The sequence below is a fragment of the Pinisolibacter aquiterrae genome (genome assembly GCF_019160155.1).
Lineage (GTDB): Bacteria > Pseudomonadota > Alphaproteobacteria > Rhizobiales > Ancalomicrobiaceae > Pinisolibacter > Pinisolibacter aquiterrae.
In genome coordinates this window covers 107,923-121,529 of the sequence record NZ_JAFNIH010000025.1, presented here as the reverse complement: position 1 = coordinate 121,529, position 13,607 = coordinate 107,923, and the positions used below count along the sequence as shown (strand labels likewise).

Annotated in this window: 15 protein-coding genes; 14 read left to right on the top strand and 1 reads right to left on the bottom strand. The window is 69.7% G+C overall.

Going from position 1 to position 13,607, the window contains the following annotated elements; genetic code table 11:
- The first annotated feature begins 130 nt into the window (after window positions 1–130).
- The 8 genes from J3S89_RS10030 (at window position 131) to J3S89_RS09995 (ending at window position 8,706) form a co-directional block, all read left to right on the top strand.
- The gene (locus J3S89_RS10030) at window positions 131–1,195 is read left to right on the top strand and encodes a septal ring lytic transglycosylase RlpA family protein (protein ID WP_217927371.1); all 1,065 of its coding nucleotides are present in this window, start codon (window positions 131–133) and stop codon (window positions 1,193–1,195) included.
- A 152-nt stretch (window positions 1,196–1,347) separates the two neighbouring features.
- Window positions 1,348–2,553, top strand: a complete 1,206-nt coding sequence (locus tag J3S89_RS10025; protein WP_217927370.1) for a D-alanyl-D-alanine carboxypeptidase family protein — start codon at window positions 1,348–1,350, stop codon at window positions 2,551–2,553.
- Entirely contained in the window at window positions 2,550–3,236 is a 687-nt protein-coding gene (gene tmk, locus J3S89_RS10020; protein WP_217927368.1) for a dTMP kinase, read from the top strand. The genes J3S89_RS10025 and tmk overlap by 4 nt, the downstream gene beginning before the upstream one ends.
- Complete coding sequence (locus J3S89_RS10015) at window positions 3,236–4,306, top strand: DNA polymerase III subunit delta' (protein ID WP_217927367.1); 1,071 nt, start codon at window positions 3,236–3,238, stop codon at window positions 4,304–4,306. Before tmk ends, J3S89_RS10015 begins: the two co-directional genes overlap by 1 nt.
- Before the next feature lie 85 nt (window positions 4,307–4,391).
- Window positions 4,392–5,960 carry a methionine--tRNA ligase gene (metG, locus tag J3S89_RS10010; protein ID WP_217927366.1) on the top strand — a complete coding sequence of 523 codons (1,569 nt, stop codon included), beginning with the start codon at window positions 4,392–4,394 and terminating at the stop codon, window positions 5,958–5,960.
- 4 nt (window positions 5,961–5,964) lie between these two features.
- Window positions 5,965–6,744: a TatD family hydrolase gene (locus J3S89_RS10005; protein ID WP_217927365.1), complete on the top strand. Its 780-nt coding sequence runs from the start codon at window positions 5,965–5,967 to the stop codon at window positions 6,742–6,744.
- 59 nt (window positions 6,745–6,803) lie between these two features.
- The gene (locus J3S89_RS10000; protein WP_217927364.1) at window positions 6,804–7,613 is read left to right on the top strand and encodes an MBL fold metallo-hydrolase; all 810 of its coding nucleotides are present in this window, start codon (window positions 6,804–6,806) and stop codon (window positions 7,611–7,613) included.
- Window positions 7,614–7,995: 382 nt separating this feature from the next.
- On the top strand, window positions 7,996–8,706 hold the full coding sequence (locus J3S89_RS09995; protein WP_217927362.1) for a DUF1345 domain-containing protein: 711 nt from the start codon (window positions 7,996–7,998) through the stop codon (window positions 8,704–8,706).
- A gap of 12 nt (window positions 8,707–8,718) precedes the next feature.
- On the opposite strand, the gene arfB is transcribed toward J3S89_RS09995, so the two are convergent.
- On the bottom strand, window positions 8,719–9,153 hold the full coding sequence (gene arfB, locus J3S89_RS09990) for an alternative ribosome rescue aminoacyl-tRNA hydrolase ArfB (RefSeq protein ID WP_217927361.1): 435 nt from the start codon (window positions 9,151–9,153) through the stop codon (window positions 8,719–8,721).
- A gap of 123 nt (window positions 9,154–9,276) precedes the next feature.
- Here arfB and mazG point away from each other — a divergent pair, with 123 nt between their 5' ends.
- The 6 genes from mazG (at window position 9,277) to J3S89_RS09960 (ending at window position 13,606) form a co-directional block, all read left to right on the top strand.
- Window positions 9,277–10,098 carry a nucleoside triphosphate pyrophosphohydrolase gene (gene mazG / locus J3S89_RS09985; RefSeq protein WP_217927360.1) on the top strand — a complete coding sequence of 274 codons (822 nt, stop codon included), beginning with the start codon at window positions 9,277–9,279 and terminating at the stop codon, window positions 10,096–10,098.
- Between the two features lie 264 nt (window positions 10,099–10,362).
- Window positions 10,363–10,791, top strand: a complete 429-nt coding sequence (locus tag J3S89_RS09980) for a DUF2946 family protein (protein WP_217927359.1) — start codon at window positions 10,363–10,365, stop codon at window positions 10,789–10,791.
- Window positions 10,792–10,877: 86 nt separating this feature from the next.
- Window positions 10,878–11,504 (top strand): nitrous oxide reductase accessory protein NosL, encoded by a 627-nt coding sequence (locus J3S89_RS09975; protein WP_217927358.1) that lies wholly within the window; start codon window positions 10,878–10,880, stop codon window positions 11,502–11,504.
- Between the two features lie 58 nt (window positions 11,505–11,562).
- A complete protein-coding gene (locus J3S89_RS09970) occupies window positions 11,563–12,117 on the top strand; it encodes a nitrous oxide reductase accessory protein NosL (protein WP_217927357.1) in 555 nt (184 codons plus the stop codon).
- Window positions 12,114–12,455, top strand: coding sequence for a hypothetical protein (locus J3S89_RS09965; RefSeq protein ID WP_217927355.1), 342 nt, complete (start codon window positions 12,114–12,116; stop codon window positions 12,453–12,455). Before J3S89_RS09970 ends, J3S89_RS09965 begins: the two co-directional genes overlap by 4 nt.
- A gap of 5 nt (window positions 12,456–12,460) precedes the next feature.
- Complete coding sequence (locus J3S89_RS09960; RefSeq protein WP_217927354.1) at window positions 12,461–13,606, top strand: ABC transporter permease; 1,146 nt, start codon at window positions 12,461–12,463, stop codon at window positions 13,604–13,606.
- Window position 13,607 lies beyond the last annotated feature (1 nt).

Below are 13,607 nucleotides of genomic sequence, written 5' to 3'. Positions count from 1 at the left end.
CCGTGATTGATGTATTTCGTTTACGAAGAGTTAACCGCGTAGATCGATGATCGAACTCGACGGCGCCGGCTCGAGGTGCGTCGTCGGGGAAGACGCGGTCGCGACGGTGCGGCGGCAGAGGGAGCACACCATGGCAAGTGACGCGGGTTGGACGCGACGTCGGACTTCGCTCGTCGGCGCTCTCGTCGCCTCCACGGCCTTCTCACTCGCCGGATGTTCCTCCACTCACAATCTGCGCACCAGCGGCATCGAGCCGATCGAGCGGGTCGTCGGCCCGCACGACAAGGTCACGCCGGGCGGCGGCCGCTATCAGGTCGGCAAGGCCTATACGATCAACGGCCGCACCTACGTGCCGCGCGAGGATCCCCGTTACGACGCGGTCGGCGCCGCCTCCTGGTACGGCGGCGACTTCCATCACGGAACCCGCACCGCCAACGGCGAGGTCTACGACCGCACCACGATTTCCGCCGCCCATCCGACCATGCCGATCCCGTCCTATGCGCGGGTGACCTCGCTCGAGACCGGGCGCTCGATCATCGTGCGCGTCAACGATCGCGGGCCCTATGCGGCCGGTCGCATCATCGATCTCTCCGAACGGACCGCGCATCTGCTCGAGATCAAGGGGCGCGGCGTCTCCAAGGTCCGGGTGCAGTACGTCGGCCGCGCCGGTCTCGCCGGATCCGATCAGCGCACCCTGCTCGCCAGTCTGCGTGGTCCGGGTCTCGCGCCCAACGTCGACGACCGGGTGCTCGTCGCCTCGGCCGATCTCGCGCCGCTGCCGCGCCGCATCCCGACCACCGCGACGCTCGTCGCCGACGCTCGTCCGGCGACGCCGGTCAACGTCCTGGCGCCGAGCCGGCCGATCATGCCGGTCTCCTCGCGCGCGCTCGCCGCGACCCAGGACGCCTCCTCCTTCGAACTGGCCGGCGTCGATGCCGCCGGGCTGCGGGCCGCCGCGCGCGAGCGTCTGCCGAAGCCCGTCGCGACCTCGGCCGAGGTCATCCAGGCCGAGTTGCCGGGTGCCTCGGGCGCGCCGATGTCGCTGATGCCGCTGCCGGGCGGCGACGGGCGCTACGACACCTCGGCGCTGCCGGTCGCTCATTCGCAGCGTGCCTCCTACGCCGCCGAGGACCGGATCGCGGGGGCCTTCGCTCGGATCGCCGAGGGCGACGCTCTCGGCCGGGTGACGCGCTGACGCGCACCGGAATTCGTCGGACGAGATCGGCCCCGCGCTCCGGACGGGGTGGCGAGCGATCGGGCCCCTTCCTATACTGAGTGGCGATTCACGGATGTCGCGAGGACGGGTCCTCGCCGGATGTTCGTGCCCTGGTCGGGAAGGGGACGACGATGCGCGCACGCCTCGAGCGATGGCTCGATACCGAGAGCAGACGCTGGACGCGGTGGGTCGCGGCGGTCGCCTGTCTCGCCCTGGTCGCGGCCACCAAGCCGCCGGCGACCGCCCCCGGGACGATCGACACCAAGGCGGACGTGGCACTCTTGGTCGACGGGGCCTCGGGCGCGGTTCTCTTCGCCAAGAACGCCGACAAGTCCTTCGTTCCGGCGAGCCTCACCAAGATGATGACCGTCGCGGTGGCGGCGCGCGAGGTGAAGGAGGGGCGGCTGTCGCTCGACGGCGAGTTCACCATGTCCGAGCACGCCTGGCGCACCGGCGGGGCGCCCTCGCGCACCTCCTCGATGTTCGCGCCGGTCAATTCGAAGGTGCGGATCGCCGATCTCTTTCGCGGCATCATGATCCAGTCGGCCAACGACGGCGCCATCGCCATGGCCGAGGGGATCGCCGGCACCGAGGGCGCCTTCTCCGACGTGATGAACCGGCAGGCCCAGGAAATCGGCATGACGGCGTCGCATTTCGGCAATCCGAGCGGCCTGCCCGGCGCCGACAATCGCACCACCGCGCGCGATCTGATCGTGCTCGCGAAGTACCTCGTCCGCGACTATCCCGACATCTACAAGATCTATTCCGAGCGCGAATTCACCTACAACAAGATCCGTCAGTTGAACCGCAACCCGTTGCTCAACGACGGCATCGGTGCCGACGGTATCAAGACCGGATACTTGAAGGAATCCGGCTATAATCTGGTCGGCTCGGCGGTTCAGGGGTCGCAGCGTCTCTATGTGGTGATCGGCGGCGCGCCCACCGACAAGGATCGAGGGGAAGATGCCAAGAAGTTGCTCGAATGGGGCTTCCGCACCTTCGAGACGGTGCGGATCTATCAGGCCGGCGAGGCCCTCGGCGCGGCGACGGTGTTCGGCGGGGCGGCCAATACGGTGACGATTTCGTCGCCGACCGACGTCGACATTCTGGTGCCGCGCGGCAATCGCGACAAGTTGCGGGCCCGGATCGTCTATACGGGGCCGATCAAGGCGCCGATCGAGAAGGGCCGGACGATCGGCCGTCTCTACGTCACCAACGACGACAAGCCGGTGGTCGACTATCCCGTTGTGACCGCCGAGGCGGTGCCGCTCGGTACCCTCGGCCGGCGGGCGATCGACGGAACCCGCGAACTCCTGATCGGACTGTTGCGCCGATGAACGTCTCTCCGGGCGCGGCCCCGGCCTTCGCGTCCCCGCGTGGACGGTTCGTCACCTTCGAGGGCGGGGAGGGGGCCGGCAAGTCGAGCCAGGTGACGCGGCTCGCCGAGCGCTTGCGCGGCCGCGGTCTCGACGTGGTGGTGACGCGCGAGCCGGGTGGCTCGCCGGGCGCGGAATGCGTCCGTCACGTCCTGCTCGAGGGGGCGGCGGAGGCCTTCGGCCCGCTCGCCGAGGCCTGCCTCTTCGCCGCCGCCCGTGCCGATCACGTCGATCGCACGATCCGCCCGGCGCTCGACGCCGGGCGCTGGGTGATCTCCGATCGGTTCTACGATTCGACGCGCGTCTATCAGGGCGGCGGCGTCGCGCCGGAGATGGTGCGGCTCCTGGAACAGGTCGCCGTCGACGGGACGCGTCCCGACCTCACGATCCTCCTCGACGTTCCCGCCGAGATCGGGCTCGCGCGGGCCGGGGCGCGGCGCGGGGAGGGGGTCGCCGACCGTTTCGAGAAGGAGGATCTCGCGACCCATGAGCGCCGCCGTCTCGCCTTTCTGAAGCTCGCCCACGAGGAGCCGGAGCGGTTCGTTGTGGTCGACGCCACCGACGATCCCGGCACCGTGGCGGAAGCGATCTGGTTCGCGGTCGAGACCCGTCTCGGCCTCGCCCCGGCGGAACGGAGCGCCTGATGGCCCGCGCCCCCGCCCCCGTCGAAGCCGCTCCCGAGATCGACGAGATCGACGGCGTCGAGCTGCCGCGCCGCCGCGCCGAGCTGTTCGGTCAGGTGGAGGCCGAGCGGACGCTGCTCGAGGCCTATCGGTCCGGCCGTATCCATCATGCCTGGATCCTCGGTGGTCCCAAGGGCATCGGCAAGGCGACGCTGGCGTTTCGCTTCGCCCGGTTCGTGCTCGCCCATCCCGATCCGACGGCGGCCGAGGTGGCGCGCGCCACCTCGCTCGCTGTCGACATGGAGCATCCGGTCGCCCGCCGCATCGCCGCCGGCGCGCATGGCGACCTCCTCCACCTGCGCCGGCCGTGGGACGAGAAGGCGAAGCGCTTCAAGACCGAGCTGCCGGTCGACGAGATCCGCCGCACGGTCGGCTTCTTCGGCTCGACGGCGGGCGAGGGCGGTTGGCGCATCGCCATCGTCGACTCGGCCGACGAGATGAACGCCAATGCCGCCAACGCGCTCCTGAAGATCCTCGAGGAGCCGCCGCCGCGCTCGCTGTTCCTGGTGATCTCGCATGCGCCGGGCCGGCTGATGGCGACGATCCGCTCGCGCTGCCGCAGGCTCGATCTCGCTCCGCTCAGCCCCCATGCCATCGCCGCCGGTCTCGGGGCGATCGGCATTTCGGGCGATCCGCGCGCCTTCGCCGCCGCCGCCGAACTCGCCGACGGTTCGTTGCGCCGGGCGGCGACGCTGATCTCGGCCGACGGCGTCGGGCTGAAGACCGCGCTCGACGCGATGATGGCGCGGGCGCCGGATCTCGACCTGCGCGCAGCCCACGCCTTCGCCGACCGGGTCTCCGCGCGGGGCGCCGACGAGGCCTTCGACATCGCCGTCGACTTCCTCGGTGAAGCCGCCGTCGCGGCCGCCGAACGGGCGCTCGCGATCCGGGGCGTGGCGGCGGCCGCCGCCTTCGCCGAGGCCCACGACGAGATCGGCCGCATCGTCGCGCGCACCGACGCGCTCAACCTCGACCGCAAGGCGGCGATCCTCGCCGCGCTGCGAGCCCTTGCCGAGGCGGCGCGGAATTGAGTAGACCTCTGGGACGACGGCGATTTCCGACACGACGTCCGATCTCGCGCACGGGTGCGCCGAGCGACACCCGAAGGATCACGACATGACCGGCCCGAAATTCTTCATCACCACGGCGATCGATTATCCCAACGGGCGGCCCCACGTCGGCCACGCCTACGAGAAGCTCGCCACCGACGCGCTCGCCCGCTTCAAGCGGCTCGACGGGTACGACGTCTTCTTCCTCACCGGCACCGACGAACACGGGCTCAAGATGCATCAGACCGCCGGTCGCGAGGGGATGACCCCGCGCGCGCTGGTCGACCGCAACACCGCCGTCTTCAAGGAGATGGACGCCGCCTACGAGGTCTCCTACGACCGCTTCATCCGCACCACCGAGGCCGAGCACCATGCCTCAGTCCAAGAGGTCTGGCGGCGGATGGCGGCGGCCGGCGACCTCTACATGGCCAAATACGGCGGCTGGTACTCGGTCCGCGACGAAGCCTATTACACCGAGAGCGAGACGGAAGTCGGCGAGGACGGCCAGCGCCGCGCCACGCCCACCGGCACGCCGGTGGAATGGACCGAGGAGGAATCCTGGTATTTCCGCCTCTCCGCCTTCCAGGAGCGGCTCCTCGCCCATTACGAGGCGAACCCCGACTTCATCGGGCCAGACGCGCGCAAGAACGAGGTGATCTCCTTCGTGAAGGGCGGGCTCGAGGACCTCTCGATGAGCCGCACCACCTTCGATTGGGGCATCCCGGTTCCCGACTGTCCCGGCCACGTCATGTACGTCTGGGTCGACGCGCTGACCAACTACATCACCGGCGCCGGCTTCCCCGACGAGGCCTCGGACGACTACAGGAAGTGGTGGCCCGCCGATCTCCACGTCATCGGCAAGGACATCGTCCGCTTCCACGCGGTCTATTGGCCGGCGTTCCTGATGTCGGCCGGTCTGCCGCTGCCCAAGCGCGTCTTCGCCCATGGCTTCATCTTCAACAAGGGCGAGAAGATGTCGAAGTCGACGGGCAACGTCGTCGACCCCTTCACCCTCGCGGAGGACTACGGCGCCGAGACCGTGCGCTACTTCTTCCTGCGAGAGGTGCCGTTCGGGCAGGACGGCAACTATTCGCACGAGGCGATCGTCGGCCGGATGAATGCCGATCTCGCCAATGATCTCGGCAATCTGGCGCAGCGCTCGCTCTCCATGATCGCCAAGAACTGTGAGGGGAGGGTGCCGATCCCGGGTCCGCTCGCGCCGGAGGACGAGGCGATGCTCGCCGCCGCCGACGCGCTCCTCGCCACCTCGCGCGCCGCCTACGACCGCCAGGAGATCCACAAGAGCCTCGAGGCGATCTGGGCCGTGGTCGGCGAGGCCAACCGCTGGTTCACCGCCGCGGCGCCGTGGGCACTGAAGAAGACCGATCCGGAGCGCATGGGCACGGTGCTGTGGGCGACGGCGGAGGTGATCCGCATCGTCGCGCTGCTCGCTCAGCCGGTGCTGCCGACCGCCGCCGGCAAGCTCCTCGATCTGCTCGCCCAGGCGCCCGAGGATCGCGACTTCGCGGCCGTGACGAGGCGTCTCGCCGCCGGGCTGATGCTGCCGGCGCCGACGCCGGTCTTCCCGAAATGGGTCGAGCCGACGGTGGAGACGCCGGTGGGGAAGGGGGGCTGAGCCCGTGGTTCTGGTCGACAGTCACTGCCATCTCGACTTCCCCGACTTCGCCGAGGACATGGACGGCGTTCTCGCGCGGGCGAAGGAGGCCGGCGTCGCCAAGATGGTGACGATCTCGACGCGGGTGAAGCGCTTCGACGTGGTGCGCGGCCTCGCCGAGGCGCACGACCCGGTCTGGTGCTCGGTCGGAACCCATTGCCACAATGCCGAGGAGGAGGAGGACGTCACGCTCGACGATCTCCTCCGGCTCGCCGAGCATCCGAAATGCGTGGCGATCGGCGAGGCGGGGCTCGACTATCACTATGATCTCGCGCCGCGCGACCTGCAGCATCGCGGCTTCCGCATGCATGTGGCGGCGGCGCGGACGACCGGCCTGCCGCTCGTCATCCATGCGCGCGAGGCCGACGACGACATGGCGCGGATCCTCGAGGAGGAGACCGAGATCGGGGCCTTCCCGCACCTCCTCCATTGCTTCTCGTCGGGGCCGGATCTGGCGCGGCGGTCGCTGGCGCTCGGCGGCTACGTGTCCTTCTCGGGCATCCTCACCTTCAAGAAGGCGGACGAGGTGCGGGCGGTCGCCGCCGACGTGCCGCTCGATCGGCTGCTGGTGGAGACCGACGCGCCCTATCTGGCGCCGCTGCCGTGGCGCGGCAAGCGTTGCGAGCCGGCCTTCGTCGCCAAGACCGCCGAGGTTCTGGCGGCGGTGAAGGGCGTCGGCGTCGAGGAGATCGCCGCCGCCACCACCGCCAATTTCCATCGGCTCTTCGCGAAAGTCGCGGCCTGAGGCCGTCAAGGCTTCGTCCAGACCCACGAAAACGACAATCATATCAGGGAGTTTCGACGATGACCGCAACGATGACCTTTCGGATCCTCGGCTGCGCCTCGTCGCCGGGCAACCCGCGCATCGGCAACGATTGGGGCGCCTGCGATCCGGCGAACCCGAAGAACCGCCGCCGCCGCGCCGCTCTCCTGGTGACCCGCACCGAGGCCTCGGGCGGCACCACGCGGGTGTTGGTCGACGCCGGGCCCGACTTGCGCGAGCAGATGCTGGACGCCGGGGTCGACTGGGTCGACGCGGTCGTCTTCACCCACGCCCATGCCGACCACATCCACGGCATCGACGATCTGCGCGCCTTCGTCCTCAACCGGCGCCGGCTGGTCGACGTGTGGATGGACGAGACCACGTCGAAGCGGGTTCACGACGCCTTCGGCTATTGTTTCCAGACCCCGCCGGGGTCGGCCTATCCGCCGATCGTCACCGAGCATCGCCTGACGCTTGGTCATCCCGTCACGGTGCATGGGGAAGGGGGCTCGATCGGCATCGTGCCGTTCCGCCAGATCCACGGCGACATCGACAGTCTCGGTCTGCGCTTCGGCGACGTGGCCTATTCGACCGACGTCAGCGAATTCCCGCAGGAGTCCTGGCCGCATCTGCAGAAGCTCGATCTGTGGATCCTCGATTCGCTGCGGTGGCGGTCGCATCCGAGCCATCTCAGCGTCGAAGAGGCGCTCGGCTGGATCGCCCGCAAGAAGCCGAAACACGCCGTTCTGACCCACCTCCACAACGAACTCGACTACGAGGCGCTGAAGGCGAAGCTTCCCGCCGGCGTCGAGCCGGGTTGGGACGGTCTGGAATTTTCCTTCAAGTCGTGAGGTCGGTTCTGCCGGCGTCGCGAGGTTCGGCGGGTCGGTGGGCGCGGTCGGGGATGCGCCGGGGTGCCGACGGGATCTGAAGTCCGCGTCCTCGTGTGGACCGGACGCGAGACGAGGGATCGAACGGTGCGCCGACGTGCGTTCGTGCCGATCGTTCGAGGAACAGTCCGCAGGTGCCTCGAGAATCGAGGAGATCCGCCGTCGCATACCCGTCTCCGGCTTCACGGACCGCATCAAATATATTCCATAATCCGTCTTATGCGAATCTGATCACTCCACCCGGACCGTGTCTTGGGGCCGGATCCGGGCCCCTCGTTCGAGCCTTCGGGGTACGATCCCTCTCGCAGGTCCGTTTGATCCCTCTTTCAGGAAGGTGTGCGCCATGCCCCGTGACGTGCCGCGCGAGCGCCTCGGCGATCGGCGGCTTCGCAAGCTTCCCCGCACGGCGCGCGAACTGCTCGCGCGGCCGCGTCTGACGCTGGCGACCGCGCTCTTCGCGGTCGCCGCCACCGGGCTCGGTCTCGCCACCGACTGGCGCATTCCGACCGTGATCCTCGTCGCCTGGAACGGCGCCATCGGCGTTCACCTCGGGCTGGTACTGCACATGATGGCGGCCTCCGACGCGCCGACGACACTGCGCCGCGCGCGGCGGCTCGACGAAGGCGCGCGGGCGAGCCTCGCCCTGTCGATCCTTTCGGGTGTGGCGAGCCTTCTCGCGGTCTTCGGCGAGCTGGCGGTCGTGAAGGACCTCGACGGGGTCCTCCGCCTCGCCCATGTCGGGCTCGCCGCGCTCACGGTGCTCAGCGCCTGGAGCTTCATCCAGGTGATGTTCGCGCTCCATTATGCTCACGCCTGGTCGATCGCAAGCGCCGACGGGGTCGATCCGGGTGTGAGGATTCCCGGCGAAACCCATCCGGATTATTGGGATTTCCTCTATGTGGCGGTGGCCGTCGGCACCTCCGGCCAGACCGCCGACGTGGAGTTCACCGGCAAGCGCCTCCGGCGGGTGGCGCTGATTCACTCCGCCCTCGCCTTCTTCTTCAACACCACGATCCTGGCGCTGACGATCAACATCGCCGCCGGCCTGATCTGAGCGCGATCCGCCTCAGTCGACGTCCGGGCGGCCGGAGCGCATCTTCTTGATACCGCTTCGGTTCTTCTTGCCCTCCAGGCGGCGGATCTTCGAGCCGAGAGTGGGCTTCGTCGCCCGGCGCGGCGGCGGCGGCGGGGTCGCGGCCTCGCGGATGATCTCGAGCAGACGCTCCAGCGCATCGGCGCGATTGCGCTCCTGGGTGCGGAAGCGGTCGGCGCGCAGCACCAACACGCCCTCCCCGGTCAGGCGCCGGCCGGCGATCGCCGCCATGCGTTCGCGGACGCGCTCGGGCAGCGACGGCGAGGCGGCGACGTCGAAGCGCAGTTCGACCGCCGTCGCCACCTTGTTGACGTTCTGCCCGCCCGGCCCGGAGGCGCGGATGAAGGTCTCGACGACTTCGTCGGCGTCGATCGAGATCGAGCGGGTGACGGGGATCGAGGGCGGCATGGCGGGCTTTCGCGGATGAAATCGGCGCCCGACCCATAGCACGCGGCGGCGCGACGCGTCTCGGCTGGCGGGGGCCGGCTCTGCTAAGGTGCGACTCGCCCCCTCCCCGATCCGGATCCGATCATGACCCCCTCCCGCGACATCGCCCGCCTCGTCGAGATCATGGCGCGGCTGCGCACCCCCGGCACCGGCTGCCCGTGGGATCTCGAGCAGACCTTCGCCACCATCGCTCCCTATACGATCGAGGAGGCCTATGAGGTCGCCGAAGCGATTTCGCGCGGCGATCGCCCCGACATCTGCGAGGAATTGGGCGATCTTCTGCTCCAAGTGGTGTTCCACGCCCGCATGGGCGAGGAGGAAGGCGCCTTCGATTTCGGTTCGGTGGTCGAGGCGATCACAGCCAAGATGATCCGCCGCCATCCGCACGTCTTCGGCGACGACGATACCCGCGACGTCGCGGTGGCGCAGGACGCCTGGGCGCGCATCAAGGCGGAGGAGAAGGCCGCCCGCGCCGCCCGTCTCGCCGCCGAGGGCAAGGTGGAGCCACCGAGGGGCCTGCTCGACGGCGTCGCGGTCGGCCTGCCGGCGTTGACGCGCGCGGTGCGGCTTCAGGCCAAGGCCGGCACGGTTGGCTTCGATTGGAACGATCCGCTCGCGGTGCTCGCCAAGATCCGCGAGGAACTCGACGAGATCGAGGCCGAGATCGTCACCCCTTCCCCGGTTCGCGCTCGCCAGAGCGACGAATTGGGCGACGTGCTCTTCGCCGTCGCCAATCTCGCCCGCCATCTCGATCTCGATCCGGAGACGGCGCTGCGCGGCACCAACGACAAGTTCCGCCGCCGCTTCGCCCATATCGAGGCCCGCCTCGCCGCCGAGGGCCGCACCCCGGCCGAGGCGACGCTCGACGAGATGGAGGCGCTGTGGGTCGAGGCGAAGGGGATGTGAGGCCGTAGGCGGGTCGCCACTCGGCTCGCCCTCCGTCGCTTCCGGCGCACCGGGGACGACGGCGGAGGGGGCGCGTCGGCGCTCGTCTCGGGGTCGAAGATCGCGATCTCTCCCGTGGCTCAGAGTCGCAGCCGCCGCATTTGACCCCCGTCAATTGCGAGAGGGGCGGAATCTGCGATAGGTTGAGCATGGCTCGGGGATATCCCCCCCCTCCCCGGCCTCCCCGAGACCGAAGCGTGTCCGCACGCGCCGAAACGAGTGCCCATGATCGGCCGCACCCCCACGAGCCTCGACAGGATCCGCCAGAGCCGCCTCGGCGTGCTCGCGGCCGTCGTGTTGCTCCTGTTCCAGGTGGTGCTGTCGGCCGATCACCTCGGTGCCACCGCGGCGCGCGCGACCGGCCTCGTCGCCGACGACGCGGCCCTCGGTCTCCTCTCCCTGTGTGGCGGTCACGACGAGAGCCCCCTCGCCGCGCCCACGGGGAACACGGCGGACCGCAGCAACGACTGCGTGCTCTGCTCGCTGGCGGCTCTGGCGAGCCACGGCGTCGCCGCGACTGCCCCTGTCGTGGAGATGCCGGCCTCGCTGGTCGTCGCCGTCCTCGTGCCCGCCGCGCTCGACGAGGTCGCCGATCGGCGGCCCCTGCTGCGGCACGGGACCTTGCGCGGACCGCCCGCGCGTCGCTTCGCCTGAACGTCCGATCACCCGTTCTCGTGCCGTCTCGGCTCGGTGAGAACGTGCGTCGACACTCGTCGAACGACCATACAAAGGGACATCCCATGACCATCATCGATCGCCGCGGCCTGGTCGCGGGCGCCGCTCTCGCGTCTCTCTTCGCCGCCGTTCCCGCCCGCGCCGAGGACAAGCCCATGGCGCCGTGGGTCTGGACCGACAAGCACGGCCTGATCAAGGATCTGCCCAAGGACGAGAACCCGCTCACCGACGAACTGAAGAAGTTCCCGCGCTGCCGCTATTGCGGGATGGAGCGCGCCAAGTTCAGCCACACCCGCCATCTGATCCACTACGAGGACAACTCGGTCGACGGCACCTGCTCGCTGCATTGCGCGGCGATCGGCCTCTCCCTCAACATGGACAAGGGGCCGAAGGCGATCTGGGTCGGCGACGCCGGCGCCGACGGCGCGGTGAAGCCGCTGATCGCGGTGGAGAAGGCGTTCTACGTGATCGACCCCTCCAAGCCCGGCACCATGACGCGCGTCTCCAACGCCGCCTTCGCGGACGAGGCCAAGGCCAAGGCCGCCGCCGCGCAGGAGGCCTCCGCCAAGGCCGGCGCCGAGGTGACGAATTTCGACGGCGCTCTCCGCAAGGCCTATCTGGCGATGGCCGACGACACGATCATGCTGCGCAAGCGTCGCAGCGAGATGCGCCAGAAGATGGGCAAGATGTGATCGTCTCTCCCGGCGGCGCGGGGCGCCGCCGGGCCCCTCCCTTCCCGGGATCCCGCCCATGCCGCTGCCGCGTCCCTCCCGCCGCCTCGCCTCGCCCGATCGCCGGTCGGTGCTTCTCGGCCTCGCCGCCTTCGCCTGCGTGGAGGTGCCCGCCGCCTCGGCCGACGAAGGCGCCGCGCGCGCGCCGGTGCTCGACCTGCCGAAGCCCGGCGAGCGCGATCTCTGCCCGGTCTGCGGCATGTTCGTCGCCAAATACCCCTATTGGATCGCCACGCTGATGTGGCGCGACGGCACCGTCTTCCATTTCGACGGGGCCAAGGACCTCTTCAAATATCTCGGCGATCTCACCCGCTGGGCGCCGGGCCGGACCCGCGATCAGGTCGCGAGGGTCGGCGTCACCGCCTATTACGACGGCGACCGGGTCGATGCCTTCGCCGCGACCTACGTGCTCGGCTCCGACGTCTACGGGCCGATGGGCCACGAGGCGGTGCCGCACGCGACCCGAGCCGACGCCGACGAGTTCGTCAAGGACCACAAGGGGCGCCGGGTCGCCGCCGCCGCCGATCTGACGCCGGGACTGATGCGGGCCCTCGACGAGGGGCGGTTCGAATGACCTCCGCTTCCCTTGCGTCGCGGCCGCGCGGCTCGACGCTCGCCGCGCTCTCGACCTGCGGTCTGGTTCTGGCGCTCGGCGCCCTGATCGCCGCGGCGCTCTTGGCGCGGCCGGCGACCGAGGCGCGTCGCGAGAGCGGGCGCGCGCTCGCCCGCGAGCTCGGGCTGACCGATCCGGCGCTCTTCGGCGAGGCGCGCTATACGCGCCATCCCTCGCAGGCCGATCTAGCCTCCGCCTTCCAGGACGCGCCGACCGGCCTCGATCATTTCCCGGCCGGCTCGCTGGTCGCGGCGCCGCGCGGCTTCGGCACGGGCCATATCGGCGGCGGCGAGGAGTGAGGCGCATGGGCGCTCGGTTCGAACGGCAACGCCATCTCCTCGATTTCGCTGTCGCCTCGCTGGCGCGGCGGCCGGCGAAGAACCTTGGCCTGACGCTGGTCTATGCGCTCGTGGTGTTCCTGCTCGGCTCGGTGATGCTGTTCGGTTCGGCGATCCGGCGCGAGGCCGGGGTGATGCTCGCCGACGCGCCGGAGATCGTCGCCCAGTCGATGGTGATGGGCCGCCACGACCTCGCCACCGGCGCCGATCTCGAGGCTCTGAAGGGACTGCGCGGCATCCGCAGGGTCGAGCCGCGCCTTTGGGGCTATCTCTGGGACAGCGCCGGGGCGGCGAACTACACGGTGATGGTGCCCTCCCCGTCCGATGCGGCCCATGCGCTCGCCTCCGGTGAGGCGATCGTCGGCGAGGGCGTGGCGCGCGCCCGCAAACTCGCGGTCGGCAAGCCGTTCTTCCTGGTGTCGCCGGCGGGGAAGTTCCTGCGCACCCGTATCAAGGCGATCCTGCCGCAGGCGTCCGCCCTGGTCTCCTCCGACCTGGTGCTGGTCGCCGAGGCGGACTTCCGGTCGTTCTTCGCCATCCCGGCCGATCGCTACACGGATTTCGCGATCGAAGTCGCCAATCCGCGCGAGGTCTCGACCATCGCCGAGAAGGCCTCGGTGCGGCTCCCGACCTATCGTTTCGTCACCCGCGCCGACATGCACCGCACGCTCGAGGCGCTGTTCTCCTGGCGCGAAGGGTTGGCGCTGGCGCTGCTCGCCGCCTCGCTCCTCGCCTTCGTCATCCTCGCCTTCGACAAGGCCTCGGGGCTCTCGGCCGAGGAGCGGCGCGAGATCGGCATTCTCAAGGCGATCGGCTGGGAGACCTCGGACGTCATCCGCATGAAACTCTGGGAGGGAACCGCGATTTCCGGAACCGCCTTCCTCGCGGGGCTCCTCGCCGCCTGGGTCCATGTCTTCTTCTTTTCCGCCGGGCTCTTCGAACCCGTGTTGAAGGGCTGGTCGACGCTGTGGCCGCGGTTCCCGCTGTCGCCGGAGGTCGATGCGTTGGAGATCGCGACCCTCGCGCTCCTGACGGTCGTCCCCTACACCGCCGCCGTCGTCGTGCCGATCTGGAAGACCGCCGTCACCGACCCCGACGCCGTGATGCGGTGAG

Excerpts from the sequence above, each read along its gene's own strand:
- J3S89_RS10030 (WP_217927371.1), top strand. The coding sequence starts at position 131 with ATGGCAAGTGACGCGGGTTGGACGCGACGTCGGACTTCGCTCGTCGGC.
- J3S89_RS10025 (WP_217927370.1), top strand. The coding sequence starts at position 1,348 with ATGCGCGCACGCCTCGAGCGATGGCTCGATACCGAGAGCAGACGCTGG.
- tmk (WP_217927368.1), top strand. The coding sequence starts at position 2,550 with ATGAACGTCTCTCCGGGCGCGGCCCCGGCCTTCGCGTCCCCGCGTGGA.
- J3S89_RS10015 (WP_217927367.1), top strand. The coding sequence starts at position 3,236 with ATGGCCCGCGCCCCCGCCCCCGTCGAAGCCGCTCCCGAGATCGACGAG.
- metG (WP_217927366.1), top strand. The coding sequence starts at position 4,392 with ATGACCGGCCCGAAATTCTTCATCACCACGGCGATCGATTATCCCAAC.
- J3S89_RS10000 (WP_217927364.1), top strand. The coding sequence starts at position 6,804 with ATGACCGCAACGATGACCTTTCGGATCCTCGGCTGCGCCTCGTCGCCG.
- J3S89_RS09995 (WP_217927362.1), top strand. The coding sequence starts at position 7,996 with ATGCCCCGTGACGTGCCGCGCGAGCGCCTCGGCGATCGGCGGCTTCGC.
- arfB (WP_217927361.1), bottom strand. The coding sequence starts at position 9,153 with ATGCCGCCCTCGATCCCCGTCACCCGCTCGATCTCGATCGACGCCGAC.
- mazG (WP_217927360.1), top strand. The coding sequence starts at position 9,277 with ATGACCCCCTCCCGCGACATCGCCCGCCTCGTCGAGATCATGGCGCGG.
- J3S89_RS09980 (WP_217927359.1), top strand. The coding sequence starts at position 10,363 with ATGATCGGCCGCACCCCCACGAGCCTCGACAGGATCCGCCAGAGCCGC.
- J3S89_RS09975 (WP_217927358.1), top strand. The coding sequence starts at position 10,878 with ATGACCATCATCGATCGCCGCGGCCTGGTCGCGGGCGCCGCTCTCGCG.
- J3S89_RS09970 (WP_217927357.1), top strand. The coding sequence starts at position 11,563 with ATGCCGCTGCCGCGTCCCTCCCGCCGCCTCGCCTCGCCCGATCGCCGG.
- J3S89_RS09965 (WP_217927355.1), top strand. The coding sequence starts at position 12,114 with ATGACCTCCGCTTCCCTTGCGTCGCGGCCGCGCGGCTCGACGCTCGCC.
- J3S89_RS09960 (WP_217927354.1), top strand. The coding sequence starts at position 12,461 with ATGGGCGCTCGGTTCGAACGGCAACGCCATCTCCTCGATTTCGCTGTC.